This window comes from Enterobacter cloacae complex sp. P38RS, assembly GCF_014930775.1.
Taxonomy (GTDB): domain Bacteria; phylum Pseudomonadota; class Gammaproteobacteria; order Enterobacterales; family Enterobacteriaceae; genus Enterobacter; species Enterobacter bugandensis.
Window position 1 is genome coordinate 420,872 of the sequence record NZ_JADBRS010000001.1, and the last position, 24,654, is coordinate 445,525.

The 24,654-nt window shown below is 55.6% G+C and carries 29 protein-coding genes and 1 other annotated feature; of the genes, 16 read left to right on the forward strand and 13 right to left on the reverse strand.

The genetic code is table 11. The features are described from left to right. Positions 1–24: 24 nt before the first annotated feature. The 3 genes from IM303_RS02040 to hxpB form a co-directional block, all read right to left on the reverse strand. Complete coding sequence (locus IM303_RS02040; protein ID WP_032644865.1) at positions 25–615, reverse strand: metal-dependent hydrolase; 591 nt, start codon at positions 613–615, stop codon at positions 25–27. Between the two features lie 94 nt (positions 616–709). Next, complete coding sequence (gene kduD, locus IM303_RS02045) at positions 710–1,471, reverse strand: 2-dehydro-3-deoxy-D-gluconate 5-dehydrogenase KduD (protein ID WP_041910455.1); 762 nt, start codon at positions 1,469–1,471, stop codon at positions 710–712. Between the two features lie 127 nt (positions 1,472–1,598). Next, positions 1,599–2,270 (reverse strand): hexitol phosphatase HxpB, encoded by a 672-nt coding sequence (gene hxpB, locus IM303_RS02050; RefSeq protein WP_028012808.1) that lies wholly within the window; start codon positions 2,268–2,270, stop codon positions 1,599–1,601. A gap of 147 nt (positions 2,271–2,417) precedes the next feature. Here hxpB and IM303_RS02055 point away from each other — a divergent pair, with 147 nt between their 5' ends. Continuing rightward, a complete protein-coding gene (locus IM303_RS02055; protein ID WP_193359538.1) occupies positions 2,418–2,954 on the forward strand; it encodes a YniB family protein in 537 nt (178 codons plus the stop codon). 36 nt (positions 2,955–2,990) lie between these two features. Here the strand turns inward: IM303_RS02055 and IM303_RS02060 are convergent, their stop codons facing one another. From IM303_RS02060 to pfkB, 3 genes are all read right to left on the reverse strand, one after another. Further along, positions 2,991–3,851 (reverse strand): fructosamine kinase family protein, encoded by an 861-nt coding sequence (locus IM303_RS02060; protein ID WP_041910453.1) that lies wholly within the window; start codon positions 3,849–3,851, stop codon positions 2,991–2,993. A 105-nt stretch (positions 3,852–3,956) separates the two neighbouring features. Further along, positions 3,957–4,247, reverse strand: coding sequence for a type V toxin-antitoxin system endoribonuclease antitoxin GhoS (gene ghoS, locus IM303_RS02065; RefSeq protein ID WP_028012811.1), 291 nt, complete (start codon positions 4,245–4,247; stop codon positions 3,957–3,959). A 104-nt stretch (positions 4,248–4,351) separates the two neighbouring features. Beyond that, the gene (gene pfkB / locus IM303_RS02070; RefSeq protein WP_193359598.1) at positions 4,352–5,284 is read right to left on the reverse strand and encodes a 6-phosphofructokinase II; all 933 of its coding nucleotides are present in this window, start codon (positions 5,282–5,284) and stop codon (positions 4,352–4,354) included. A 296-nt stretch (positions 5,285–5,580) separates the two neighbouring features. Here pfkB and IM303_RS02075 point away from each other — a divergent pair, with 296 nt between their 5' ends. Further along, entirely contained in the window at positions 5,581–6,339 is a 759-nt protein-coding gene (locus tag IM303_RS02075) for a YdiY family protein (protein ID WP_028012813.1), read from the forward strand. A gap of 101 nt (positions 6,340–6,440) precedes the next feature. On the opposite strand, the gene yniD is transcribed toward IM303_RS02075, so the two are convergent. After that, positions 6,441–6,548 (reverse strand): small membrane protein YniD, encoded by a 108-nt coding sequence (gene yniD, locus IM303_RS02080; RefSeq protein WP_088205299.1) that lies wholly within the window; start codon positions 6,546–6,548, stop codon positions 6,441–6,443. Positions 6,549–6,645: 97 nt separating this feature from the next. Then, positions 6,646–6,738 carry a stress response membrane protein YncL gene (gene yncL / locus IM303_RS02085; protein ID WP_071787459.1) on the reverse strand — a complete coding sequence of 31 codons (93 nt, stop codon included), beginning with the start codon at positions 6,736–6,738 and terminating at the stop codon, positions 6,646–6,648. Positions 6,739–7,060: 322 nt separating this feature from the next. Here yncL and thrS point away from each other — a divergent pair, with 322 nt between their 5' ends. The 14 genes from thrS to selO all read left to right on the forward strand — a co-directional run bounded on the left by thrS (position 7,061) and on the right by selO (position 19,696). Beyond that, complete coding sequence (gene thrS / locus IM303_RS02090; RefSeq protein ID WP_028012814.1) at positions 7,061–8,989, forward strand: threonine--tRNA ligase; 1,929 nt, start codon at positions 7,061–7,063, stop codon at positions 8,987–8,989. 3 nt (positions 8,990–8,992) lie between these two features. Beyond that, positions 8,993–9,535: a translation initiation factor IF-3 gene (gene infC, locus IM303_RS02095; protein WP_023616141.1), complete on the forward strand. Its 543-nt coding sequence runs from the start codon at positions 8,993–8,995 to the stop codon at positions 9,533–9,535. 97 nt (positions 9,536–9,632) lie between these two features. Further along, positions 9,633–9,830, forward strand: a complete 198-nt coding sequence (gene rpmI / locus IM303_RS02100) for a 50S ribosomal protein L35 (RefSeq protein WP_003030583.1) — start codon at positions 9,633–9,635, stop codon at positions 9,828–9,830. Positions 9,831–9,881: 51 nt separating this feature from the next. Continuing rightward, positions 9,882–10,238, forward strand: coding sequence for a 50S ribosomal protein L20 (gene rplT / locus IM303_RS02105; protein WP_000124850.1), 357 nt, complete (start codon positions 9,882–9,884; stop codon positions 10,236–10,238). A gap of 117 nt (positions 10,239–10,355) precedes the next feature. Then, positions 10,356–10,480, forward strand: a sequence feature (Phe leader region). After that, positions 10,361–10,405: a pheST operon leader peptide PheM gene (pheM, locus tag IM303_RS02110; RefSeq protein ID WP_001386830.1), complete on the forward strand. Its 45-nt coding sequence runs from the start codon at positions 10,361–10,363 to the stop codon at positions 10,403–10,405. (Overlaps the previous feature by 45 nt.) 62 nt (positions 10,481–10,542) lie before the next feature. Next, positions 10,543–11,526, forward strand: a complete 984-nt coding sequence (gene pheS / locus IM303_RS02115) for a phenylalanine--tRNA ligase subunit alpha (RefSeq protein WP_010426091.1) — start codon at positions 10,543–10,545, stop codon at positions 11,524–11,526. A gap of 15 nt (positions 11,527–11,541) precedes the next feature. Further along, positions 11,542–13,929 (forward strand): phenylalanine--tRNA ligase subunit beta, encoded by a 2,388-nt coding sequence (gene pheT / locus IM303_RS02120; protein WP_045630140.1) that lies wholly within the window; start codon positions 11,542–11,544, stop codon positions 13,927–13,929. A 4-nt stretch (positions 13,930–13,933) separates the two neighbouring features. Beyond that, the gene (ihfA, locus tag IM303_RS02125; protein WP_003857805.1) at positions 13,934–14,233 is read left to right on the forward strand and encodes an integration host factor subunit alpha; all 300 of its coding nucleotides are present in this window, start codon (positions 13,934–13,936) and stop codon (positions 14,231–14,233) included. Between the two features lie 102 nt (positions 14,234–14,335). Further along, on the forward strand, positions 14,336–15,316 hold the full coding sequence (gene btuC / locus IM303_RS02130) for a vitamin B12 ABC transporter permease BtuC (RefSeq protein ID WP_045630141.1): 981 nt from the start codon (positions 14,336–14,338) through the stop codon (positions 15,314–15,316). 22 nt (positions 15,317–15,338) lie between these two features. Continuing rightward, positions 15,339–15,890, forward strand: a complete 552-nt coding sequence (locus tag IM303_RS02135; protein ID WP_028012818.1) for a glutathione peroxidase — start codon at positions 15,339–15,341, stop codon at positions 15,888–15,890. Beyond that, a complete protein-coding gene (gene btuD, locus IM303_RS02140) occupies positions 15,890–16,645 on the forward strand; it encodes a vitamin B12 ABC transporter ATP-binding protein BtuD (protein ID WP_193359539.1) in 756 nt (251 codons plus the stop codon). The genes IM303_RS02135 and btuD overlap by 1 nt, the downstream gene beginning before the upstream one ends. Before the next feature lie 74 nt (positions 16,646–16,719). Further along, positions 16,720–17,184 carry a C40 family peptidase gene (locus IM303_RS02145; RefSeq protein WP_028012820.1) on the forward strand — a complete coding sequence of 155 codons (465 nt, stop codon included), beginning with the start codon at positions 16,720–16,722 and terminating at the stop codon, positions 17,182–17,184. A gap of 291 nt (positions 17,185–17,475) precedes the next feature. Beyond that, on the forward strand, positions 17,476–18,192 hold the full coding sequence (locus IM303_RS02150) for an EAL domain-containing protein (RefSeq protein ID WP_028012821.1): 717 nt from the start codon (positions 17,476–17,478) through the stop codon (positions 18,190–18,192). Between the two features lie 61 nt (positions 18,193–18,253). Next, positions 18,254–19,696 (forward strand): protein adenylyltransferase SelO, encoded by a 1,443-nt coding sequence (gene selO, locus IM303_RS02155; protein WP_193359540.1) that lies wholly within the window; start codon positions 18,254–18,256, stop codon positions 19,694–19,696. A 43-nt stretch (positions 19,697–19,739) separates the two neighbouring features. Here selO and IM303_RS02160 read toward each other — a convergent pair whose 3' ends face one another. From IM303_RS02160 to IM303_RS02180, 5 genes are read right to left on the reverse strand one after another with little or no spacing between them, the layout of a single operon-like run. Then, a complete protein-coding gene (locus IM303_RS02160) occupies positions 19,740–20,510 on the reverse strand; it encodes a 3-hydroxybutyrate dehydrogenase (protein WP_045261579.1) in 771 nt (256 codons plus the stop codon). Positions 20,511–20,520: 10 nt separating this feature from the next. Further along, positions 20,521–21,915, reverse strand: a complete 1,395-nt coding sequence (locus IM303_RS02165) for a GntP family permease (protein WP_193359599.1) — start codon at positions 21,913–21,915, stop codon at positions 20,521–20,523. A gap of 41 nt (positions 21,916–21,956) precedes the next feature. After that, complete coding sequence (locus IM303_RS02170) at positions 21,957–23,138, reverse strand: acetyl-CoA C-acetyltransferase (RefSeq protein WP_193359541.1); 1,182 nt, start codon at positions 23,136–23,138, stop codon at positions 21,957–21,959. A gap of 9 nt (positions 23,139–23,147) precedes the next feature. Next, positions 23,148–23,804 carry a CoA transferase subunit B gene (locus IM303_RS02175; RefSeq protein ID WP_192970939.1) on the reverse strand — a complete coding sequence of 219 codons (657 nt, stop codon included), beginning with the start codon at positions 23,802–23,804 and terminating at the stop codon, positions 23,148–23,150. A gap of 2 nt (positions 23,805–23,806) precedes the next feature. Then, positions 23,807–24,514: a CoA transferase subunit A gene (locus tag IM303_RS02180; RefSeq protein ID WP_049000745.1), complete on the reverse strand. Its 708-nt coding sequence runs from the start codon at positions 24,512–24,514 to the stop codon at positions 23,807–23,809. Positions 24,515–24,654 lie beyond the last annotated feature (140 nt).

Below are 24,654 nucleotides of genomic sequence, written 5' to 3' on the forward strand. Positions count from 1 at the left end.
GACAAATGGAATGATTTTGTTGGTTTACTGTTCAATCTGGTGATGAATAAAACGATTGAACTGAAATTGCAGCGAATTGATCATCTGGGAAGACCAGCGCACTGCACTGTTTTCGGGCAAGGTTTGCGGCATCCAGACGGCGTAGGCGAACAGCGCCATGCACAGCACGCGTTCAAGCTGATTCCCTTTCTGCGGCGCAAGGATCGGAAAACGGAAACGCCAGCGGCAGGGCCAAAGCAACGGCACGCCCGCGGGCGTCAGCATATCGGCGAGGATATGGCTTAAATAACCCAGCACCATGCCCTGAATGGCATCGCCCGGCACTATCCAGCTTTCAGGGACTTTTAAATAGAAAAGCGTGAGCAGGCCAAAAACGGCCAGCAGGCTGTGGGTAAACCCGCGGTGGCCGAACGCGCGGGCGATGGGCTTCGACACCCACTTCAGGCGCTGTCCGAGGAAGGATTTTGGGTGGTCAATATCGGGCAGCAGACAGGTTAAAACGGCAGAAGGGACAATATGCCACCAGTCTCCCTGTGCAAGCACGGGAGTAAGTTCTGCGTTTTTGGCAAATACTGCGCACGCAATTGAAAAAAGCAGGTGGCCTTCCGCCGTCATGATAAAACCCACGAAACTGTCAATTTATACAGTATAGGGTTTTTATACAGTGGACGAAAGAGGTGACGGTGTAACTGTTTGTCACAAAGGCGCCTCAGCGCGCCAGCCAGCCGCCATCGACGGCTAAGGTGTGACCATTCACGTAATCTGATGCGGGGGAGGCTAAAAAGACGACCGGCCCCTGAAGGTCATCCGGTACTCCCCATCGACCCGCCGGGATGCGGTCAAGGATCTCCGCGTTACGCTGTTCGTTATCGCGCAGCTGCTGCGTGTTGTTCGTCGCCATGTAGCCCGGCGCGATGGCATTCACGTTGATGCCATGTAGCGCCCACTCATTTGCCAGCAGGCGCGTGATCCCCAGTACGCCGCTTTTCGAGGCGGTATACGACGGCACGCGAATGCCGCCCTGAAAGGAGAGCATAGAGGCGATATTGATAATTTTGCCGCCCTGGCCCTGGGTGATAAATCGCTTAGCGACCGCCTGAGAGAGGAAAAAGAGCGACTTGAGATTCAGGTTCATAACGTCATCCCAGTCTTTTTCGCTGAACGTCAGAGCCTCCTCCCGGCGAATCGTCCCGGCATTGTTCACCAGAATATCAATTCGTCCCATCTCCGCCACGGCGGTGTCCACGACGTACTGAAGATTTTCCTGCTGGCTCAGATCGGCCCGAATAGCCACAAAACGTCTTCCCAGGGCGGTGACGGCGCTGGCCGTTTTCTCTGGAGCTTTGCGATTTACCCCAACGATATCGCAACCTGCCTGCGCCAGCGCAATAGCCATGCCTTGCCCCAGCCCGGTATCGCACCCGGTGATGAGGGCCACTTTGCCTGAAAGAGTAAAGGTGTCCAGTATCATACGCGCCTCAGAAGCTGGTTATCGTCGTGTTGACGTTAAAGATAGGAGGCAGGGATGAGAAAAGCAAACAAAATGAAACTGTGTTTTGTTTTTATCAGGCAGCATGACGCTGCCTGTAGGAGGGGCGCTATTCGCCGCGCAGGTGTTGTACCGTCAGTTCAGCCAGCGAATTCAGCTTAACGTCGGCAAGAGCATACCGGGGATCGTGGCGGTTTTCTTCATCGGGAACCACAATGGAGCGCATACGCGCGGCTTTGGAGGCCACCATGCCGTTTACTGAATCTTCCAGCGCGACGCAGGTAAGCGGATCAAGACCCAGCTTCGCGGCGCAGTCCATATAGACCTGCGGATGCGGCTTGCTGTAGGGCAGTTTTTCCGCAGACGCCAGGGCGTCAAAACTGTCGCGCAGCTCAAACATGATCAGCACTTTTTCCAGCATATGCAGCGGTGAAGCGGAAGCCAGGCCAACCTTCAGCCCCTGAGACTTGCACAGCGCGACAGCCTCATGTACGCCCGGCAAGAGCGGCTTGTTCTCCTCCACCAGCGCGATGGCGCGGCTGATAATACGCGAGGTGACTTCGTCGCGATCGGGCCCAACCCACGGCTGTTGGGCGTACCACAGGTCAACGACCATATCAATACGCAGGCCCAGCGTGTCGGGAAGTTCATTACGGCGACTGATATCAACGCCCAGGCTGGCCATCACGTCCAGCTCGGCGCGATCCCACAACGGCTCGGAATCAATCAGTAATCCATCCATGTCAAAAATAGCGGCAAGTATCTGGCGCGGTGTCGACATCACAACGTCTCCTTATCCAGGTGTTCGACAGACGATAAGTGCTAAGCACAGTCTGCAATTTAGCATATTGCTTTTAAAGAGCGGGCGAAATTGATGTCCAGCAGGTAGACTTAGGCTCAAATCACGCGTCTTTATGAAGAGGAACTGATGACGTATCAACAAGCTGGACGCATTGCTGTCTTAAAACGTATTGCAGGCTGGGTGATTTTTATTCCCGCCGTCATTTCTACGCTGATCTCCGTGCTGAAGTTTATGTACGATCACAGCGAAAAACAGCCGGGCATTAATGCGGTAATGCTTGATTTTGCGCATGTCATGATTGAGATGGTGCGGTTTAATACCCCGTTCCTGAACGTCTTCTGGTTCAACTCGCCAACGCCGGACTTTCGCCAGCAGCTGAATGTTGGGTTCTGGATTATCTATGCGCTGATTTTTATTGCGATGGCGCTGCAGGCATCGGGCGCACGAATGAGTCGCCAGACCCGTTTTTTACGCGAAGGGGTGGAAGATCAGCTTATCCTTGAGAAGGCGAAAGGTCCTGAAGGAATGAGCCGGGAGCAGATTGAATCCCGCATTGTGGTGCCTCGCCACACCATTTTCCTGCAAATTTTCCCGCTCTATATCCTGCCGGTTATCATCATCGTGGCGGGATATTTCTTCTTCACACTGCTCGGTTTTCTGTAACGAATTAGGGTGGCGGCAAGGCCACCCGTTTTGTCTTTAAGCCGCAAGCACGCGTTCAAGCGCGCGCTGGGCGTTGACCAGATGTTGCCCGCCAAAAAGAATGGCTCGGTTCATCAGCGTATAGAGCTGATACACGGGCTGGCGCTCAAGGAAGTCCGGCGGCAGGGGGGAGACAGACTGATAGCCATCGTATATTTGCGGCGGTTGTTCGGGATGCAGGGGCAACATGGCCAAATCGCACTCTCTGTCGCCCCAGTAGCAGGCCGGGTCGAAGATATACGGGCCGTTGGGGCCCAGCGCGCAGTTATCGGACCATAAATCACCGTGCAGCAAAGACGCCTGAGGCTGGTGGGAGGCCAGGCGCTGTTGCACATGCTCGACGATGGCATCAATATTGCCAAATTCCAGCCCTTTCTCTGCGGCCAGTTCAAGCTGCCATCCGATGCGCTGCTCGGCAAAGAACGTCGACCAGCGGCGCTGCCAGGCATTGGGCTGCGGCGTGGTGGAAAGGTCGTTGTCGAAGTCGAGACCAAACTGGGGCTGGTCGCTCCACTGGTGCAGGCGCGCTAACTGTTGCCCGAGAATAAAGGCATTATGGGCGTCCAACGGGCGGGCAGGGAGATAGTCCATCACCAGAAAGCTGTAGTCCCGGTCACTGCCCACGGCCAGCACCTCAGGTACCGTCACCGTTTTACTGCGGGACAACAGTTCAAGCTGATCGGCTTCAGCGGTAAAAATCGGGAGCAGCTCTCGCTCGTCGCATTTAACGAACAGATCGCGTCCTGCGTAGCGTAAATGCCACGCGGCGTGAATTTCCCCGCCCGGCAGCTCGTTACGCAGTTCAATTTCACCTTCACCCAATTGCTCATGTAAAAGATGACTGATAGCCTGCCACATGTTGACTCTCCCATGTTGTCTGCCAGATCATAAAGTTAGCGCATAACTGCGGTAAAAAAATACGAACTAACGCACACCTGAGCGGATTAATTTCATGCAGGGCACTTATTGTTCTTTTTTCTGCCAGCGTTCCCACGTCTCCACGGTGATGTCGGCAGGCTTGTCGGTCACGCTTTCCACCAGGCTGGCGGCCAGCGCATGCACCTCTTCTTCACTCAGGGCTGCGATCAGGCCAAACGCCAGGGTGCCTAAATCATGAATATGACCTTCGTCATCCGTTAGCGTGAGCAGGAAATTCGCCCGTGTAAAGGCATTGTTGAGCTCGTTAAGCTCGGTCAGCGATGCTTCATGAAGGCTGATGGTCACGACGTAGCGGGTGATATCACCACTGCTCATAATTCACCTCGTTGTTATCCTGAAAGTTTTTTTAGCATAGTCGATACGCCATATTTGGCGACTTCCACAGATATTCCCCCTCCGTCAGGAGGGGGATATATCGGTTAGCTTCGTGACAGGTAATCGACGATTTTCTGCGTATCGGCAAGCGAACACAGGCGCGTTCCCTGATTGATGGTGGCGGCACTCCCCGCCGCGACGCCATAGCGCGTCATATCCAGAAGTGATGCGCCCTGCGCCAGCTTCAGCGCCATCGCGCCGACCATACTGTCGCCAGCGCCGACGGTGCTCTGGCTCTTCATTGGGGGCGGAACAACCTGCACAAAGCCCGTCTTGTCGACGGCCAGCGCACCCTGAGGACCGAGAGAGACGACAACACGGTGCGCTTTACCGCTGCGAACCAGTTCTTCTGCGGCAGTACGCACGTCATCCGGCTGGCTAAGTTCGCGATTAACAAGCGCACTCAGCTCTTTCTGGTTAGGCTTAACGAGCTCAAGCTGTCCGGGTTCTAATGCCGCCTGCAGGGCTTCGCCTGAACTGTCGACAATGCAGCGAATGCCGCGATGAAGTACGGCATCAACCAGTGCTGTCAGCTTTTCTGTTTTCACGCCTGGCGGCAGGCTACCGCTGATGACCAGCAGCGAGCCGCTTTCAATGGTTAGCACCTTCTCTTCCAGCTGACGAAACTCATCATCGCTCAGCCTGGCGCCTGGCATAACGAAACGATACTGTTCCCCGCTGGACTCAACGTGGACATGCAGGTTCTGCCGGGTCCAGTCTTTGGCGTCTACGGTATCCACGGCAACCTGTTCATCGGCCAGCAAGGCAACAAGATGCTCCCCCGTGGCACCACCGGCCGGAAAGATGGCAGTCGCTTTACCACCGAGGTGGGTAATCGCGCGCGCAACGTTAATCCCGCCGCCGCCCGGCTCAAATACGGGTGCGCTACAGCGTAGTTTACCTTCCGGGTAAATCTGCGGCGTTATGGTCGCGGAGTCGAGGGAAGGGGAGAGCGTCAGCGTATAAATAGAAGCCATCATAACCTCCTTTTAGCATGGGTTCTTTTAAGTCTGGCACCGATCGACAGGAAGGCAATGTAAATAACAGTATGATTTTAAAAATGAATGCTGACATAAATGCGATGAGGGATATATAAAATAAAACGCGTTTTGAGATCGTTCTTATTCAAAAAATGAAATAAGAAAATATTGCTATGTTATTTGCGCCTTTTTATAATTTGTTACCTTTCTCTGGACGCCTTGTCATTGATCCTCAAGAAAGTTTCCGAGACCGTGGTGGTCTCTTTTTTTGTTGTACGGACTCCTTAAATAAAATGAAGCTTTTGAAGACAGTACCCGCAGCACTGATGCTGGCGGGTGGCGTTTTTGCATCACTGAATGCAGCCGCCGATGACACCGTTTTTACTGTCATGGACGATCCCTCCACTGCCAAAAAACCGTTTGAAGGTAACCTGAACGCCGGGTATCTCGCGCAATCGGGTAATACGAAAAGCTCTTCTCTGACGGCGGACAGCACCCTGACCTGGTACGGCAATACCACTGCATGGTCGCTGTGGGGGAATGCCAGCAACACGTCCGCTAACGATGAACGCTCATCCGAGAAATACGCGGTGGGTGGACGTAGCCGTTACAACATGACCGACTATGACTACATCTTTGGTCAGGCAAGTTGGTTAACCGACCGCTTCAACGGCTATCGCCAGCGCGATGTGTTCACCGCCGGTTATGGTCGTCAGTTCCTGAATGGTCCGGTACACAGCCTCCGTTTCGAATTCGGTCCTGGTGTCCGCTATGACGAGTACACCAATGGCGAAAATGAAACCCAGCCGCTGGGCTATGCTTCCGGCACGTATGCCTGGCAGATGACCGACAACACCAAATTTACGCAGGGTGTTTCTGTGTTTGGTGCCGAGGATACGACGCTGAATTCCGAAAGCGCTTTGAACGTGGCTATCAATGAACACTTCGGTTTGAAATTGGCCTACAACGTGACCTGGAACTCTTCACCGCCAGAAACGGCACCGGATCATACCGATCGCAGAACCACGATTTCGCTGGGCTATAAAATGTAATCATAGCGGGCCGATGAAAGTGTCGGCCCGTTTTCATTATTATGGTTAACCCGCGCCAATAAATTCTCATCACGCGCAACGGCATTTATTTTTATTTGTACTTAGCCCCAAATCATAGCCGCCCACCGAAATAACAGCATTGCACCGCAGATGGCAACCAGCACTAGCACCATTTTCCAGTGTTTTACGGCAAATCGTTTTGTTGGCATAACCTAATCCTTGTTCGTTGATACGCATAGTCTATCAAACGGGGCCAAAAGATGCGCCTTCCCGGGAGCGATCGAGTTATGCCAACAAGGGGTCGGCTCAGAACCAGTGGAATCGTTCGGCGAGGATCAACACTAAACCTGTTGCGGAAAGGATGTTCAGAATCACAACCGTTCTACTGGATACATTCATGGTATGCACCTGTTGATATAAAAGGCATGTTCAAGAGTAGCCCAGCATGTCTGAAATGCGAGCGCCGGAGAGATGCAATCTGCAAATTTACGCTATGTGCCAGCCCATCATTCTGGCTGCAGAGGGTGCAATCTCCTTGCTGATAGTGTTAACATTACGTCGCTTGCCGTAAATCCGCATTAATCTGAATTCGGCAGGTGCATGATGACGAACCAATTTGACGATTGTTGGTCAGATGGTGTCGTAATCTATTGTCAAATCACGATTATTTTCTTTGTATATGCTCTTATGTGTGGGGCATCACTGCAAATAAGGATATAAAATGCCTGTAATTACTCTTCCTGATGGCAGCCAACGCCATTTCGACCACGCTGTTAGCCCTATGGATGTCGCCCTGGACATCGGTCCTGGCCTCGCGAAAGCGACCATCGCCGGCCGTGTTAACGGTGAGCTGGTTGATGCGTCCGATCTGATTGAAAACGATGCGACGCTTGCAATCATCACCGCGAAAGACGAAGAAGGTCTGGAGATCATTCGTCACTCCTGCGCACACCTGTTGGGTCATGCTATCAAGCAGCTGTGGCCAAACACCAAAATGGCGATCGGTCCGGTTATCGACAACGGTTTCTACTACGACGTTGATCTTGACCACACCCTGACCCAGGAAGATATCGACGCGCTCGAAAAACGTATGCACGAGCTCGCCGAGACCAACTATGACGTCATCAAGAAGAAAGTCAGCTGGCACGAAGCGCGTGAAACCTTCGTCAAGCGTGGCGAGAGCTATAAAGTCTCTATTCTCGATGAAAACATTGCTCATGATGACAAGCCTGGCTTGTACCATCACGAAGAATACGTCGACATGTGCCGTGGACCGCACGTGCCGAACATGCGCTTCTGTCATCATTTCAAACTGATGAAGATCGCCGGCGCCTACTGGCGTGGTGACAGCAACAACAAGATGTTGCAGCGTATCTATGGTACCGCGTGGGCGGATAAGAAAGCCCTGAACGCGTACCTGCAGCGCCTGGAAGAGGCCGCGAAGCGTGACCACCGTAAAATCGGTAAGCAGCTTGACCTGTACCACATGCAGGAAGAAGCGCCGGGTATGGTGTTCTGGCATAACGATGGCTGGACTATCTTCCGTGAACTGGAAACGTTCGTACGTTCCAAGCTGAAAGAGTACCAGTATCAGGAAGTGAAAGGCCCGTTCATGATGGACCGTGTGCTGTGGGAAAAAACCGGCCACTGGGACAACTACAAAGATGCGATGTTCACCACCTCGTCCGAGAACCGTGAATACTGCATCAAGCCAATGAACTGCCCGGGCCACGTTCAGATCTTCAACCAGGGTCTGAAATCCTACCGCGACCTGCCGCTGCGTATGGCGGAGTTCGGTAGCTGCCACCGTAACGAGCCATCAGGCGCGCTGCACGGTCTGATGCGCGTGCGTGGCTTTACGCAGGATGATGCGCATATCTTCTGTACTGAAGATCAGGTTCGTGATGAAGTTAACGCCTGTATTCGTATGGTCTACGATATGTACAGCACCTTTGGCTTCGAGAAGATCGTGGTCAAACTCTCAACGCGTCCGGAAAAACGTATCGGTAGCGATGAGACCTGGGATCGCGCAGAAGCGGATCTCGCCGTAGCGCTGGAAGAGAACGGTATTCCGTTCGAATACCAGCTGGGCGAGGGTGCATTCTACGGTCCGAAAATTGAATTTACCCTGTATGACTGCCTCGATCGCGCATGGCAGTGCGGTACTGTACAGCTGGACTTCTCCCTGCCGCAGCGTTTAAGCGCCTCTTATGTTGGCGAAGACAACGAGCGTCAGGTACCGGTCATGATTCACCGTGCTATTCTCGGTTCTCTGGAGCGCTTCATCGGCATCCTGACAGAAGAGTTCGCGGGCTTCTTCCCAACCTGGCTTGCGCCAGTGCAGGTCGTGGTGATGAACATTACCGATTCTCAGGCAGATTACGTTAAAGAATTGACGCAGAAACTACAAAATGCGGGCATTCGCGTAAAAGCAGACTTGAGAAATGAGAAGATTGGCTTTAAAATCCGCGAGCACACTTTACGTCGTGTCCCGTATATGTTGGTCTGTGGTGATAAAGAGGTGGAAGCAGGCAAAGTTGCCGTTCGCACCCGCCGTGGTAAAGACCTGGGCAGCCTGGACGTAAGTGAAGTGATTGAGAAGCTGCAACAAGAGATTCGCAGCCGCAGTCTTCAACAACTGGAGGAATAAGGTATTAAAGGCGGAAAACGAGTTCAAACGGCACGTCCGAATCGTATCAATGGCGAGATTCGCGCCCAGGAAGTTCGCTTAACAGGTCTGGAAGGCGAGCAGCTGGGGATTGTGAGTCTGAGAGAAGCGATCGAAAAGGCTGAAGAAGCTGGAGTAGATTTAGTTGAAATCAGCCCTAACGCCGAACCGCCAGTTTGTCGTATCATGGACTACGGCAAGTTCCTTTATGAAAAGAGTAAGTCTTCTAAGGAACAGAAGAAGAAGCAAAAAGTTATCCAGGTTAAGGAAATCAAATTCCGTCCTGGTACCGACGATGGCGATTATCAGGTAAAACTCCGCAGCCTGATTCGCTTTCTGGAAGATGGCGATAAGGCCAAGATCACGCTGCGTTTCCGCGGTCGTGAGATGGCCCACCAACAGATTGGTATGGAAGTGCTTAACCGCGTCCGTGACGATCTGAGTGAACTGGCAGTAGTCGAATCCTTCCCTACGAAGATCGAAGGCCGCCAGATGATCATGGTGCTCGCTCCTAAGAAGAAACAGTAAGGCCTTCAAGCAGCAAAATCTGTGGAGCCTTCGGGTTTCATAGGTTTTGTTCGCCTATGTTTCGTTTATTTAACAATGCGAAGTGGAAGTTATTAAGATGCCAAAAATTAAGACCGTACGCGGTGCTGCTAAGCGCTTCAAAAAAACCGGTGGTGGTGGATTTAAGCGTAAGCACGCAAACCTGCGTCATATTCTGACCAAAAAATCTACTAAGCGTAAACGTCACCTGCGTCCAAAAGGCCTTGTTTCTAAAGGCGATCTGGGTCTGGTTATCGCGTGCCTGCCGTACGCATAAGCCGTTAACGTTTAATTTTTTTACTAAGAATATAGATACAGGAGAGCACATATGGCTCGCGTAAAACGTGGTGTAATTGCACGTGCACGTCACAAGAAAATTTTGAAACAAGCTAAAGGCTACTACGGTGCGCGTTCACGCGTATACCGCGTTGCCTTCCAGGCTGTTATCAAAGCAGGTCAGTACGCTTACCGTGACCGTCGTCAGCGTAAGCGTCAGTTCCGTCAACTGTGGATTGCGCGTATCAACGCAGCAGCACGTCAGAACGGTATTTCTTACAGCAAATTCATCAACGGCCTGAAAAAAGCCTCTGTTGAAATCGACCGTAAGATCCTGGCTGACATCGCAGTATTCGACAAAGTAGCGTTCACCGCTCTGGTCGAAAAAGCGAAAGCAGCACTGGCATAAGCCAGTTGAGAGAGGGGGCCTGGCTCCCTCTTTTCATTTAACACCATCAGAAGATTGACATTTATCCGTGCAGGCTTTTCAATAAGGTCTTACCGGTTTTTACCCAACAAGGTAACGCAAGCATGAATGCTGCTATTTTCCGCTTCTTCTTTTACTTTAGCACCTGACTCCAGGAGGCTAGCGCGTGAAAGATGAAACGAAAAACAGCGCCAGATAAGCCTCCCGATGGAGGCTTTTTTTGTGCCTGAATTTGAGAGAATAACTCCACCAAATCGGTGTCTGCACCGACATAATGAGGAAAATCATGTCACATCTCGCAGAGCTGGTTGCCAGTGCAACAGCCGCCATTAATCAGGCCTCAGATGTTGCCGCGTTAGACAATGTCCGCGTCGAATATCTTGGGAAGAAAGGGCACCTGACCCTTCAAATGACAACCCTGCGTGAACTGCCGCCAGAAGAACGCCCGGCAGCGGGTGCGGTGATTAACGAAGCCAAAGAGCAGGTTCAGCAGGCGCTGAACGCGCGTAAGGCCGAGCTGGAGAGCGCGGTACTAAACGCGCGTCTTGCGGCAGAAACCATCGACGTTTCTCTGCCGGGGCGCCGTATTGAAAACGGTGGTCTGCATCCTGTTACCCGTACTATCGATCGTATTGAAAGTTTCTTCGGTGAGCTCGGCTTTACCGTGGCGACTGGCCCGGAAATCGAAGATGATTACCACAACTTCGACGCCCTGAACATTCCTGGCCATCATCCGGCACGCGCTGACCACGACACTTTCTGGTTTGACGCGACGCGTCTGCTGCGTACCCAGACCTCTGGCGTTCAGATCCGTACCATGAAGGATCAGGAACCACCAATCCGCATCATCGCGCCGGGCCGCGTCTATCGTAACGACTACGATCAGACCCACACCCCAATGTTCCACCAGATGGAAGGTCTGATTGTTGATAAAAACATCAGCTTCACCAACCTGAAGGGCACGCTGCACGATTTCCTGAACAACTTCTTTGAGGAAGATTTGCAGGTTCGTTTCCGTCCGTCCTACTTCCCGTTCACTGAACCGTCTGCGGAAGTTGACGTGATGGGTAAAAACGGCAAATGGCTGGAAGTGCTGGGCTGCGGCATGGTGCATCCAAACGTGCTGCGCAACGTGGGTATCGATCCGGAAGTATACTCCGGCTTTGCCTTCGGCATGGGCATGGAGCGTCTGACCATGCTGCGCTACGGCGTGACCGACTTACGTGCATTCTTCGAAAACGATCTGCGTTTCCTCAAACAGTTTAAATAAGGGCAGGACAGAACAATGAAATTCAGTGAACTGTGGTTACGCGAGTGGGTTAACACCACGCTGGACAGCGAAGCGCTTTCCAACCAGATCACCATGGCGGGCCTGGAAGTTGACGGCGTTGAGCCGGTTTCCGGTGCCTTCAACGGCGTCGTGGTGGGTGAAGTAGTCGAGTGCGGCCAGCACCCTAACGCGGACAAACTGCGCGTGACAAAAGTGAACGTAGGCGGCGACCGTCTGCTGGACATCGTCTGCGGTGCGCCAAACTGCCGTCAGGGCCTGAAGGTGGCCGTGGCGACCGTCGGTGCCGTACTGCCGGGTGATTTCAAAATCAAAGCGGCCAAGCTCCGCGGTGAGCCGTCTGAAGGCATGCTGTGCTCCTTCTCCGAGCTGGGTATTTCCGACGACCACAACGGCATCATCGAGCTGCCGCTGGATGCGCCAGTGGGCACCGATATCCGTGAATACCTGAAGCTTGATGACAATACTATCGAAATCAGCGTCACGCCAAACCGTGCCGACTGCTTAGGTATCATCGGCGTGGCGCGCGACGTGGCCGTACTGAACCAGACCGAACTCAACGCGCCGGAGATTGTGCCGGTTGAAGCGACCATCAGTGACGTGCTGCCGATTCAGGTTGACGCTGCTGATGCCTGCCCGCGCTACCTCGGTCGCGTGGTAAAAGGCATTAACGTTAAAGCGCCAACCCCGCTTTGGATGAAAGAGAAGCTGCGCCGCTGCGGTATCCGCTCAATCGACGCCGTGGTTGACGTCACTAACTACGTTCTGCTGGAGCTGGGCCAGCCGATGCACGCGTTCGATAAAGATCGTATCGACGGCGGCATCGTTGTGCGCATGGCGAAAGAGGGGGAAACCCTGGTGCTGCTGGACGGCACAGAAGCCAAACTGAACGCCGACACCCTGGTGATTGCTGACCACAGCAAAGCGCTGGCGATGGGCGGTATCTTTGGTGGCGAACACTCTGGCGTCAACGACGAAACGCAAAACGTCCTGCTGGAATGTGCGTTCTTCAGCCCGCTCTCCATCACCGGCCGCGCGCGCCGTCACGGCCTGCACACCGACGCGTCTCACCGCTACGAGCGCGGCGTTGACCCGGCGCTGCAGTACAAAGCGATGGAGCGTGCAACCCGCCTGCTGATCGACATCTGCGGCGGCGAAGCGGGCCCGGTTATTGACGTCACCAACGAAGCGACCCTGCCGAAGCGTGCGACCATTACCCTGCGCCGCAGCAAGCTGGATCGCCTGATTGGTCACCACGTTGCCGACGCGCAGGTGACCGACATCCTGACGCGCCTGGGCTGCGAAGTGACCGAAGGTCAGGACGAGTGGAAGGCCGTTGCGCCATCCTGGCGTTTCGATATGGAAATTGAAGAAGATCTGGTGGAAGAAGTGGCCCGTGTTTACGGCTACAACAACATCCCTGACGAGCCTGTGCAGGCGGGTCTGGTGATGGGCACCCACCGTGAAGCCGACCTGTCCTTGAAGCGTGTGAAAACCATGCTGAACGACAAAGGCTACCAGGAAGTGATCACCTACAGCTTCGTTGATCCTAAGCTGCAGCAGCTGATCCACCCGGGTCAGGAAGCGCTGATCCTGCCAAGCCCAATCTCCAGCGAAATGTCCGCGATGCGTCTGTCCCTGTGGACGGGCCTGCTGGGGACTATCGTTTACAACCAGAACCGCCAGCAAAACCGCGTGCGCATTTTCGAAAGCGGTTTGCGCTTTGTGCCGGATAATCAGGCAAATTTAGGCATCCGTCAGGATCTCATGCTGGCTGGTGCCATCAGCGGTAACCGCTACGAAGAGCACTGGGACCTGGCAAAAGGCACGGTTGATTTCTACGATATGAAGGGCGATCTGGAAGCGATTCTGGATCTGACCGGTAAATTATCTGAAATTGAATTCCGCGCGGAAGCGATTCCTGCGCTCCATCCGGGCCAGAGCGCGGCGATTTATTTAGACGGCAAACGCGTTGGTTTCATTGGCGTTGTCCACCCAGAACTGGAGCGTAAGCTGGACCTGAACGGCCGTACCATCGTGTTCGAGCTGGAGTGGAGCCCGGTTGCAGACCGCGTCATTCCTCAGGCGCAGGACGTCTCCCGCTTCCCGGCGAACCGCCGTGATATCGCGGTTGTGGTCGCTGAAAACGTGCCCGCAGCAGATATTTTGGCCGAATGTAAGAAAGTTGGCGTAAATCAGGTAGTTGGCGTAAACTTATTTGACGTGTACCGCGGCAAGGGCGTAGCAGAAGGTTTCAAGAGCCTCGCTATCAGCCTTATCCTTCAGGATACCAGCCGTACACTCGAAGAAGAGGAGATTGCCGCTACCGTCGCCAAATGTGTAGAGGCATTAAAAGAGCGATTCCAGGCATCATTGAGGGATTGAACCTATGGCGCTTACAAAAGCTGAAATGTCAGAATATCTGTTTGATAAGCTTGGGCTTAGCAAACGGGATGCCAAAGAGCTGGTAGAGCTGTTTTTCGAAGAGATCCGTCGTGCTCTGGAAAATGGTGAGCAGGTAAAACTCTCCGGTTTTGGCAATTTTGATTTGCGAGACAAAAACCAACGTCCGGGCCGTAACCCGAAGACGGGGGAAGATATTCCCATTACAGCCCGCCGCGTGGTGACCTTCAGACCCGGCCAGAAGTTAAAGAGCCGCGTCGAAAACGCAACGCCTAAAGCAGAGTAATATGAACTAACCAAAAAGGCCGCCCACGCGGCCTTTTTTCTTTGCGCTCTCCGGCAAACACGCCGTAAAATCAATTACATCACTCGCTAACAAACCGTACACATGCTTGATTATGCTCATCGCCAGCACCGTTCCGATCGGCGTCGCCTGCTTCTGCTGGTGCTGCTGCTTATTCTTGCCGCGGGTATTAGCCTCTGCGCAGGCGACAGCTGGATCGGGCCTGAAAGCTGGCTGGGGCCTGACGGGCAGCTCTTCGTCTGGCAAATTCGCCTGCCGCGCACCGTCGCGGTGATCCTGGTCGGCGCCGCGCTGGCGCTGTCTGGCACCATTATGCAGGCGCTGTTCGAAAACCCGCTGGCGGAGCCCGGCCTGCTGGGGGTGTCGAACGGTGCAGGCGTCGGGCTGATTGCGGCGGTGATGCTGGGCGGGGGAGAACTCTCCGGCTGGAGCATTAGCCTGAGCGCCATTCTCGGCGCACTGCTGATCACAGTCATTCTTCTTCGCTTCGCCAGACGGCACCTGTCGACCAGCCGGCTGCTGCTTGCCGGCGTCGCGCTGGGGATCATCTGTAGCGCGCTGATGACCTGGGCGGTCTACTTCTCGACCTCCTTTGACCTGCGTCAGCTCATGTACTGGATGATGGGCGGCTTTGGCGGCGTTGACTGGCACCAGGGCTGGCTAATGGCGCTGCTGGTGCCGGTCATCGCGTGGGCTGCGCTGCAGGCCCAGCCGCTGAATCGGCTCGCGCTGGGGGAAATCTCTGCCCGCCAGCTCGGTATGCCGATTGGTTTCTGGCGTAACGTACTGGTCATTGCCATTGGCTGGCTGGTAGGCGTGAGCGTGGCCCTGGCGGGGGCGATTGGCTTTATCGGGCTGGTCATTCCGCACATGCTGCGTCTTTGCGGCTTCACGGATCATCGAACCTTGCTTCCGGCCTCGGCGGTTGCCGGGGCAGCCACGCTGCTGGTGGCCGACATCATCGCCCGTCTCGCCCTGACGGCCGCAGAATTGCCTGTTGGCGTGGTGACCGCAACGCTGGGCGCGCCAGTCTTTATCTGGCTACTATTAAAAGCTGGACGTTAAATCGACAACCTGAGGAAATGCTATGCAGTCAGATATCCTGAATACCGAAGTGACCACCATTGATGGGGATAACACCACGCTGGAAAGCTACAAAGGCAAGGTGTTGCTCATCGTCAACGTGGCATCGAAATGCGGCCTGACGCCGCAGTACGAGCAGCTGGAGAATATTCAGAAGGCCTGGGAGAAAGACGGTTTTACCGTGCTGGGCTTCCCGTGCAACCAGTTCCTGGGCCAGGAGCCGGGCAGCGAAGAAGAGATCAAAACCTTCTGCAGCACCACTTATGGCGTGACGTTCCCGATGTTCAGCAAAATTGACGTCAACGGTGAAGACCGCCATCCACTGTATGCGAAGCTGATTGCCGCCGCGCCGAAGGCCGTTGCGCCGGAAGAGAGCGGTTTTTACGAGCGCATGGCCAGCAAAGGCCGCGCGCCGCTCTATCCGGACGATATTCTGTGGAACTTCGAAAAATTCCTGATTGGTCGTGACGGCCAGGTCGTTCAGCGTTTTTCGCCGGATATGACGCCTGAGGACCCGATCGTCATGGAATCTATTAAGCTGGCGCTGGCGAAATAATGTCGCTGCTGATGCAGCTCACGGACGTCGCCGAGAAGGGGCGTCTGGAGCCGGTAACCTGCGACATCAATTCGGGTGAAATCCTGCATCTCGTCGGGCCAAACGGCGCGGGTAAAAGCACGCTGCTGGCGCGGATGGCGGGGCTGACCACCGGGCCAGGGCAGATTACGCTGCTGGAACATGCTTTGGTCGACTGGTCACCCGCCTCGCTGGCCCACCGGCGCAGCTACCTGGTGCAGCAGCAGGTACCGCCTTTTGCGATGCCGGTCTGGCATTATCTGATGCTGCATCTGCACGACAAACAGCATACGGCACTGCTGGAGGAAGTGGCTGCGGCGTTAGGGCTGGAAGATAAACTGTCCCGGCATGCCAGCCAGCTTTCTGGAGGAGAATGGCAGCGGGTGCGTCTGGCGGCGGTCATTCTGCAGATCCATCCCGCGGGCAATCCTCACGGGAGGATGCTGCTGCTGGATGAACCGATGAGCGGTCTGGATGTTGCCCAGCAGGCGGCGCTGGATAGTCTGCTAAGCGCTCTGAGCAGGAAAGGTATCGCCGTAGTGATGAGCAGCCACGATCTTAACCATACGTTACGTCACGCCCATCGCGTGTGGCTCCTGTCGCGCGGCAGGATGATCGCCAGCGGTAGGCGGGATCGGGTCCTTACGCCGCCAAATCTTGCCCGCGCCTACAACATGTCGTTCCGCAGGCTGGATGTAGAGGGACATAAGATGCTGATTTCTACCGGGCAGGAGTAACCGTTTCTTGCCTGTGAACACAATTGCACGCTAAATTACCAAAAGAACAATAAAAGCAGAGGATTCGTCTGAAAATGCGATTCTGGTTTCTCTTCGTGGCGGCACTCTTTCTTGCGGGATGCAGCAGCCATCGTGCACCGCCGCCTAATCCGCGGCTATCGGATTCTATCACCGTTATTGCCAGCCTTAACGATCAGCTGAGCAACTGGCGCGGCACGCCTTACCGCTACGGCGGCATGAGCCGCGGCGGGGTGGACTGCTCAGGCTTTGTCCTGATGACGTTTCGTGACAAGTTTGATTTACAGCTTCCGCGAGACACGCGCAAGCAGGCGGAAATAGGCACTGAAATTGATAAAGACGATCTCCTTCCCGGTGATCTGGTCTTTTTCAAAACCGGATCGGGAGAAAGCGGCCTGCATGTTGGGATATATGATACAGACAATCAGTTTATTCATGCCTCTACCAGCCGCGGCGTGATGCGCTCTTCTCTCGATAACGTGTACTGGCGTAAAAATTTCTGGCAGGCGCGACGTATTTAGACTGCCCGAACACGTTTCTTATGTCGGCATGGTAACTATTAAACCATGCCGTTTTTCTCAAATAAGCTGATTAAAGTTAAATTTACCTAAATTAGCAACATCCCTATGTGTCTGTTTTATCTAAAACTGGCTATTATTCAGTAACCAGGATAAGATTATTTTAGATTCAGGGATAAATCTGAAAATTAATACGGAACTAATGAAATTAAACTTATTAAAATCAAGACAGTGGAATTGTGTCAGCAATTGCTCCAGGATGTCCTCTCTCATCTTTAATGCGGGGCGAGTGCAATGATTATTACGCTAGATAATGCTTACCAGTCTGAACTGATGCTTCTGCCTGCCCGTAATAGCGCAGGCGAGCTAAAAGGTTTAGAAATACTGGTTAACTTTACTGGCGTCGGCACCGATGTGAGGATCCCCACTGAGCTCGTTATCCCTCGGCTTTCAGCGGCAGAGGAGTTAGCGCTGTTTAACGAAAAACTGCAATTGCTTGATACCTGTAAACTGTTTTTTATTCAGCATCAGTTAATTGCATGGATCAATATTACACCAGCAATTGTTGAGTTTTTATTAAGTAATGGGAATGCTGTTTCAATTCTTGAGCGTTATCCGTTTCTTGAGTTTACTGTTAATGAGAACTATCCAGGTTTAAATAACGGAAAGGACGATCTGCAGCTGGCAAGAATGGCGATCCATTTTCCGCTGGTGCTGGCAAACTTTGGAGCCGGTGCTGCATCGCTCAAGGCCGTCTATGATGGATTATTTAAACGGGTTATTCTTGATAAAGGATTCATCCAGCAGCGTGCTTCTGAGCTTTCTTTTGAGCCTTTTATGCGCGCGATCCTCTGGCAAATAACGCCGCACTGCCAGTCGGTGATCGTCTCCGGCATTGACGACCACGGTTTGCTGCAGCGCGTTCTGTCCTTCAATTTTGGTGCCATGCAGGGTGCGCTCTGGCCAGCCGTCTCGGCGGAGCACGTCACGACGCTGGTCCAGCAGCGATAACCCTGCCTTTCGACCGTGTTTAAGTCCGGGTAAACCCTCTACACTAAAGGCAGGAGGACTTATGACCCTGTCTTTTACTGCTCACTGGCATGACGAGTTGCCTGGCTTTTACACCGCACTCAAACCAACACCGTTACATAATTCACGTCTTATCTGGCATAACGATCGGCTGGCCGATGAGCTGGCCATTCCGCCCGATCTGTTTCAGCGTTCAGGCAGTGCTGGCGTCTGGGGAGGTGAAACGCTTCTCCCCGGTATGCAGCCTCTGGCTCAGGTCTATAGCGGACACCAGTTTGGCGTCTGGGCGGGGCAGCTGGGTGACGGCAGGGGGATCCTGCTCGGCGAACAACGGCTTCCCAACGGGGAGACGGTTGACTGGCATCTGAAAGGCGCAGGTCTTACCCCTTACTCACGAATGGGCGACGGGCGCGCGGTATTGCGGTCAACGATACGCGAAAGTCTGGCATCCGAAGCGATGCATGCGCTGGGGATTCCCACCACCCGCGCGCTGTCGATCGTCACCAGCGACACGGCGGTGACGCGCGAAACGGTGGAAAAGGGGGCGATGCTGATGCGCATAGCGCAAAGCCATCTCCGCTTTGGTCATTTTGAGCACTTTTACTATCGCCGCGAGCCGGACAAGGTTCGCCAGCTCGCGGACTTCGCCATTCGCCACCACTGGGCGCATCTGCAGGATGAGGCGGATAAATACGTTCTCTGGTTCCGGGACGTGGTTGCCCGTACCGCCACGATGATTGCGCGCTGGCAAACGGTAGGCTTTGCTCACGGGGTCATGAATACGGACAACATGTCGATTCTCGGCCTGACCTTTGATTACGGTCCGTTTGGTTTCCTGGACGATTATCAGCCGGGGTATATCTGCAACCATTCCGACTATCAGGGGCGTTACAGCTTTGACAATCAGCCGGCGGTTGGGCTGTGGAACCTCCAGCGGCTTGCACAAACCTTATCGCCGTTTATCGACGTTGATGCCCTGAACGATGCGCTCGACAGCTATCAGGACCTTTTGCTGCGGGAATACGGCACGCTGATGCGTAACAAGCTGGGGCTGATGACCCAGGAGAAGGGCGACAACGACATCCTCAACGGCCTGTTTGCCCTGATGGCGCGTGAGGGAAGCGATTACACCCGCACCTTCCGAATGCTGGGCCAGACGGAGCAGCACAGCGCCGCCTCGCCGCTGCGCGACGAGTTTATTGACCGTCAGGCGTTTGACGACTGGTTTGCACAGTACCGCACGCGGCTGCAGCAGGAGCAGGTAGACGACGCTACCCGTCAGGCGCAGATGAACGCAGCGAATCCCGCGATGGTATTACGCAACTGGCTGGCGCAGCGGGCGATTGAGCAGGCAGAGCAGGGTGAGTACGACGAGCTACACCGTCTGCATCTGGCGTTGCGCACGCCGTTTGCCGACCGGGATGATGATTACGTCAGCCGCCCGCCTGACTGGGGCAAGCGGCTGGAGGTCAGCTGCTCAAGCTAGCGATTTTAGCCGGGCGGCGACGTTGCCTTTCCCGGCCTGTTCATCACTGAGCAACCCAGCCGCCATCCATATTCCACGCGGCGCCGCGAACGTTCACGGCGCCGTCGCTGCACAAAAATAGCGCCAGCTCGCCCAGCTGTTCCGGGGTAACAAACTCCCCTGAAGGCTGTTTCTCCGCCAGAAGCTGTTCGCGAGCCTGCTCCGGCGGTACGCCGTCCGCGATACGTTTGTCGATTTGCTGCTGCACCAGCGGGGTCAGTACCCAGCCGGGGCAGATAGTATTGGCGGTAATACCCGTGCGGGCGATTTCCAGCGCCAGGGATTTGGTAAAGCCCACCACGCCGTGCTTGGCCGCAACGTAGGCCGATTTCTCTTTCGACGCGACCAGCCCGTGAACGGAGGCGATATTGATGACGCGCCCCCAGTTTTTATCCCGCATGACCGGCAGCGCCAGCCGGCTGGTGTGAAACACCGCGGAAAGATTAATGGCGATAATGTCGTTCCATTTCTCTACCGGGAAGGCGTCAACCGGAGCCACGTGCTGGATCCCGGCGTTGTTCACAAGAATGTCCACGCCGCCAAACTGCGATTCGGCGTAGCGCATCATGGCCTCAATCTGCAATACGTCCCGCAGATCCGCATCGTGATAGCCCGGCTTTTTGCCCAGTTGCGCAATCTCTTCCCGTGCCGATGCGCTGTCGCCGAAGCCGTTGAGGATCAGCTGCGCGCCCGCCTTCGCCAGCACGCGGGCGATCCCCAGACCAATGCCGCTGGTTGAGCCGGTGACCAGGGCGGTTTTACCGTTCAGATTCATTTTTCTCTCCTTACACAATGCCGGTCAGATAGAACACAGCAATGACAAAAAGTACTGCCAGACTTTTAATGATGGTGATAGCGAAAATGCCGCCGTAGGCCTGGCGATGGCTCAGGCCGGTGATAGCCAGCAGAGTAATCACCGCGCCGTTATGGGGAAGGGTATCCATCCCGCCGCTCGCCATCGAGGCCACGCGGTGCAGCACCTCAAGCGGGATATTGGCCGCATGGGCGGCGGCGACAAACGAGTCGGACATGGCGGCAAGGGCAATACTCATCCCGCCGGACGCCGAACCGGTGATCCCCGCGAGCACGGTAACGCTGATGGCCTCATTTAGCAGCGGATTCGGAATGGCAGCCAGCGCTTTGGATAACACCAGGAACCCAGGCAGCGCCGCGATAACCGCGCCGAAACCGTATTCCGAGGCGGTATTCATCGCCGCCAGAATGGCTCCGCTCACCGCCGTTCGGCTGCCTTCAGCCAGACGCCCCCGGATATTGCGAAAGCCAAAAATCAGCACCAGCACGATACCGGCGATCAGCGCCGCCTCCACGGCCCAGATGGCGGTGATCTTGCTCACCTCGGTCACAATCGGTTTCGCTAGGCCAGGCAGGGTAAGCTCGTGACTCACGCCGTACCAGCCGGGGATCCAGCGGGTAAACAGCAGGTTCAGTATGCCCACCACCAGCAGCGGGGAGATAGCAATCAGCGGATGCGGGAGATTAATGTTATCCGGCGTCTCGGGTTCATTTTTCAGATCCGTGCCGTAACCTTCATTATTATTGAGCGCCTTCCGGCGCTGGCGCTCCAGCCAGAGCAGGCCAAAGACGATAATAAACAGAGAGCCGATAAGCCCCAGCCACGGGGCCGCCCAGGCGTTCGTGCCGAAGAAGCTGGTGGGGATGATATTCTGGATCTGCGGCGTGCCGGGCAGGGCGTCCATGGTAAACGAGAATGCCCCCAGCGCCACGGTGGCCGGGATCAGCCGCTTAGGGATGCCGCTCTGGCGAAACAGCTCGGCGGCAAACGGGTACACCGCAAACGCCACCACGAACAGCGAAACGCCGCCGTAGGTTAACAGCGCGCACACCAGGACAATCACCGGGATGGCGTGTCGACGCCCGAGGATCTGGATTGCGGCGGCGACGATGGAACGTGAGAAGCCGGAAAGCTCAATCAGCTTGCCAAACACCGCACCCAGCAGGAACACCGGGAAGTAGAGCTTGACGAAGCCCACCATCTTTTCCATAAACAGGCCGGTAAACGTCGGGCCGACGGCACCCGGATCGGTCAGCAGCACGGCACCGAGCGCCGCGATCGGCGCAAACAAAATAACGCTGTATCCGCGGTAGGCCGCCAGCATCAGCAGTGCCAGCGCCGCCAGGGCTATTAACACACTCATTATGACTCCTCACTTTACTTATTATTCGGGTACCAACGAGAGGTTTAACGCTCGACGGTCAGGGCAATGCCTTGTCCGCCGCCTACGCACAGGGTGACGAGCCCTTTTTTAACGTCACGGCGCTGCATTTCGTACAGCAGGGTCACGAGGATTCGGCAGCCGGAAGCACCAATCGGATGGCCCAGGGCGATGGCACCGCCGTTAACGTTGATCTTGCGCTCATCCCAGCCGAGCTGCTGGCCCACCGCCAGCGCCTGGGCGGCAAAGGCTTCATTGGCTTCAATGAGGTCCACCTCGTCGAGCGTCCAGCCAGCCCGCGCCAGCGCCGTCCGGCAGGCGCTGACCGGGCCCATGCCCATTACTGACGGGTCAACGCCCGTCACGGCGTAACTCACGATGCGGCCAAGGACAGGCAATCCGCTCTCCCGCGCCTTTTCCTCGCTCATCAGCAGCACCGCGGCGGCACCGTCGTTGAGCGTGGAGGCATTCCCCGCCGTGACGGTGCCTTCCTCGTGCAAAAAGGCGGGGCGCAACTGCGCAAGCTGCTCTGCAGTAGTGCCTGGTCGGGGCTGTTCGTCACGATCAATAACCAGCGGCGGCTTTTTACCCTGTTTCACCGTCACCGGCGCTATCTCGGCGTCAAGCCGGCCGGACTCAATGGCGGACGCCGCTTTTTGCTGCGAGCGGGCGGCGAAGGCGTCCTGCTGCTCGCGGGAAATGTCATACTCGCGGGCGACGTTTTCAGCGGTGATCCCCATGTGGTAATCGTTGAATGCGTCCCACAGGCCGTCGGTAATCATGCTGTCCTTGAGGCCCGCATGCCCGAAACGCAGCCCGGCACGTGCGCCGTCCAGAAGATATGGGGCGTTGCTCATGCTCTCCTGACCGCCGGCGATAACCACCTCCGCGTCGCCGCAGCGGATCGCCTGGGCGGCGAGCTGGACCGCTTTTAAGCCCGCGCCGCACACCAGGTTGACGGTGGTCGCCGGCGTGCTGACGGGCAATCCGGCGCCGATGGCCGTCTGGCGGGCGGGGTTTTGCCCGCATCCGGCCGTCAGCACCTGGCCGAAAATCAGTTCGTCTACCTGTTCGGCGCTGAGACCACTGTTCTCCAGCAGGTGCCGTACCGTGACGGCCCCAAGCTCAACCGCAGCAAGGGACGAGAGCGATCCGCGAAAACTGCCAATGGGGGTTCGCGTTGCCCCGACAATCATGACCTTTTTCATGCTGACCCCTCAGGTGAAGCGCATCTCGCGCACGTCGTCCGCCACAATGATTTTCCCTGCCGTTTTACGCACGATCTCGTCAATACTGACGCCCGGGGCGTATTCCCGCAGGATGAACGCGCCGTCCTGAATTTCCAGCAGCGCGAGATCGGTCAGGACCCGACGGATACAGCCCGCGCCCGTGAGCGGCAGCGTGCAGCGCGGCAGCAGCTTCGACTCACCGCTCTTTGAGGCGTGGGTCATCACCACAATGATGTTCTGCGCCCCGGCAACGAGATCCATCGCGCCGCCCATGCCCTTCACCATCTTTCCGGGGATCATCCACGAGGCGATGTTGCCCTCCACGTCCACTTCAAATGCGCCCAGCACGGTCAGGTCCACGTGGCCGCCGCGGATCATGGCAAACGACTGGGCCGAGTCGAAAATGGCCGCGCCGGTCCGCGCTGTCACGGTCTGTTTACCGGCGTTGATCATGTCAGGATCAAGGGTTTGCTCGTCGGGAAAAGCCCCCATCCCCAGCAGGCCGTTTTCCGACTGCAGCATCACCTCCATCCCGTCCGGAATGTAGTTCGCCACCAGGGTAGGGATGCCGATCCCCAGGTTGACGTAATAACCGTCACGCAGCTCGCGGGCGACGCGCATGGCCATCTGTTCACGGGTTAACATCGTCACACTCCTTGCGCGCGCAGGGTGCGCTGCTCAATGCGTTTTTCAAACTGGCCGACAATCAGCCTGTCGACGTAAATTCCCGGGGTGTGAATGGCCGACGGGGGCAGTTCACCCGGCGGAACAATCTCTTCCACCTCCACCACCGTGATCCGGCCCGCCGTTGCCATCAGCGGATTAAAGTTTTGCGCGGTATGGCGATAGATTACGTTGCCGTACCAGTCCGCTTTCCACCCCTTGATCAGCGCGAAATCGCCGACGATCGCCTCCTCGAGGATGTAGTGCTTGCCCGCGAACTGGCGCACGTCCTTGCCGGTCGCCACGGGCGTGCCGTAGCCGGTGGCCGTATAAAACGCCGGAATACCGGCCCCGCCCGCGCGCACCTTTTCCGCCAGCGTGCCCTGCGGCGTAAGCTCAATTTCCAGCTCGCCACTCAGCACCTGCTGCTCAAACAGCGCGTTCTCGCCGACGTAAGAGGCCACCACTTTGCGAACCTGCCGCGTTTCGAGCAGTATCCCCAGGCCGAATCCATCCACGCCGCAGTTGTTTGACACCACGGTCAAATCTCTCACCTGACGGCGCCGGACCTCCGCAATCAGGTTCTCCGGAATGCCGCACAGGCCGAAGCCGCCCGCCAGTAAGGTCATTCCGTCCGTCAGCCCCTCCAGCGCCTGCGCATAGCTGCCGACGCGCTTATCCAGTCCTGCCATAGTCATCCCTCCCATTAACCGTGCCGGTATCATTAGGGGCGGCGACTCATTTGTTAATTTTGAATTTGTGACCCACTCATTTGGTTTTCTTATTAATTTCCTGTTAACTAATTCTTTTCAATTAGTTAACAGGATGAAAA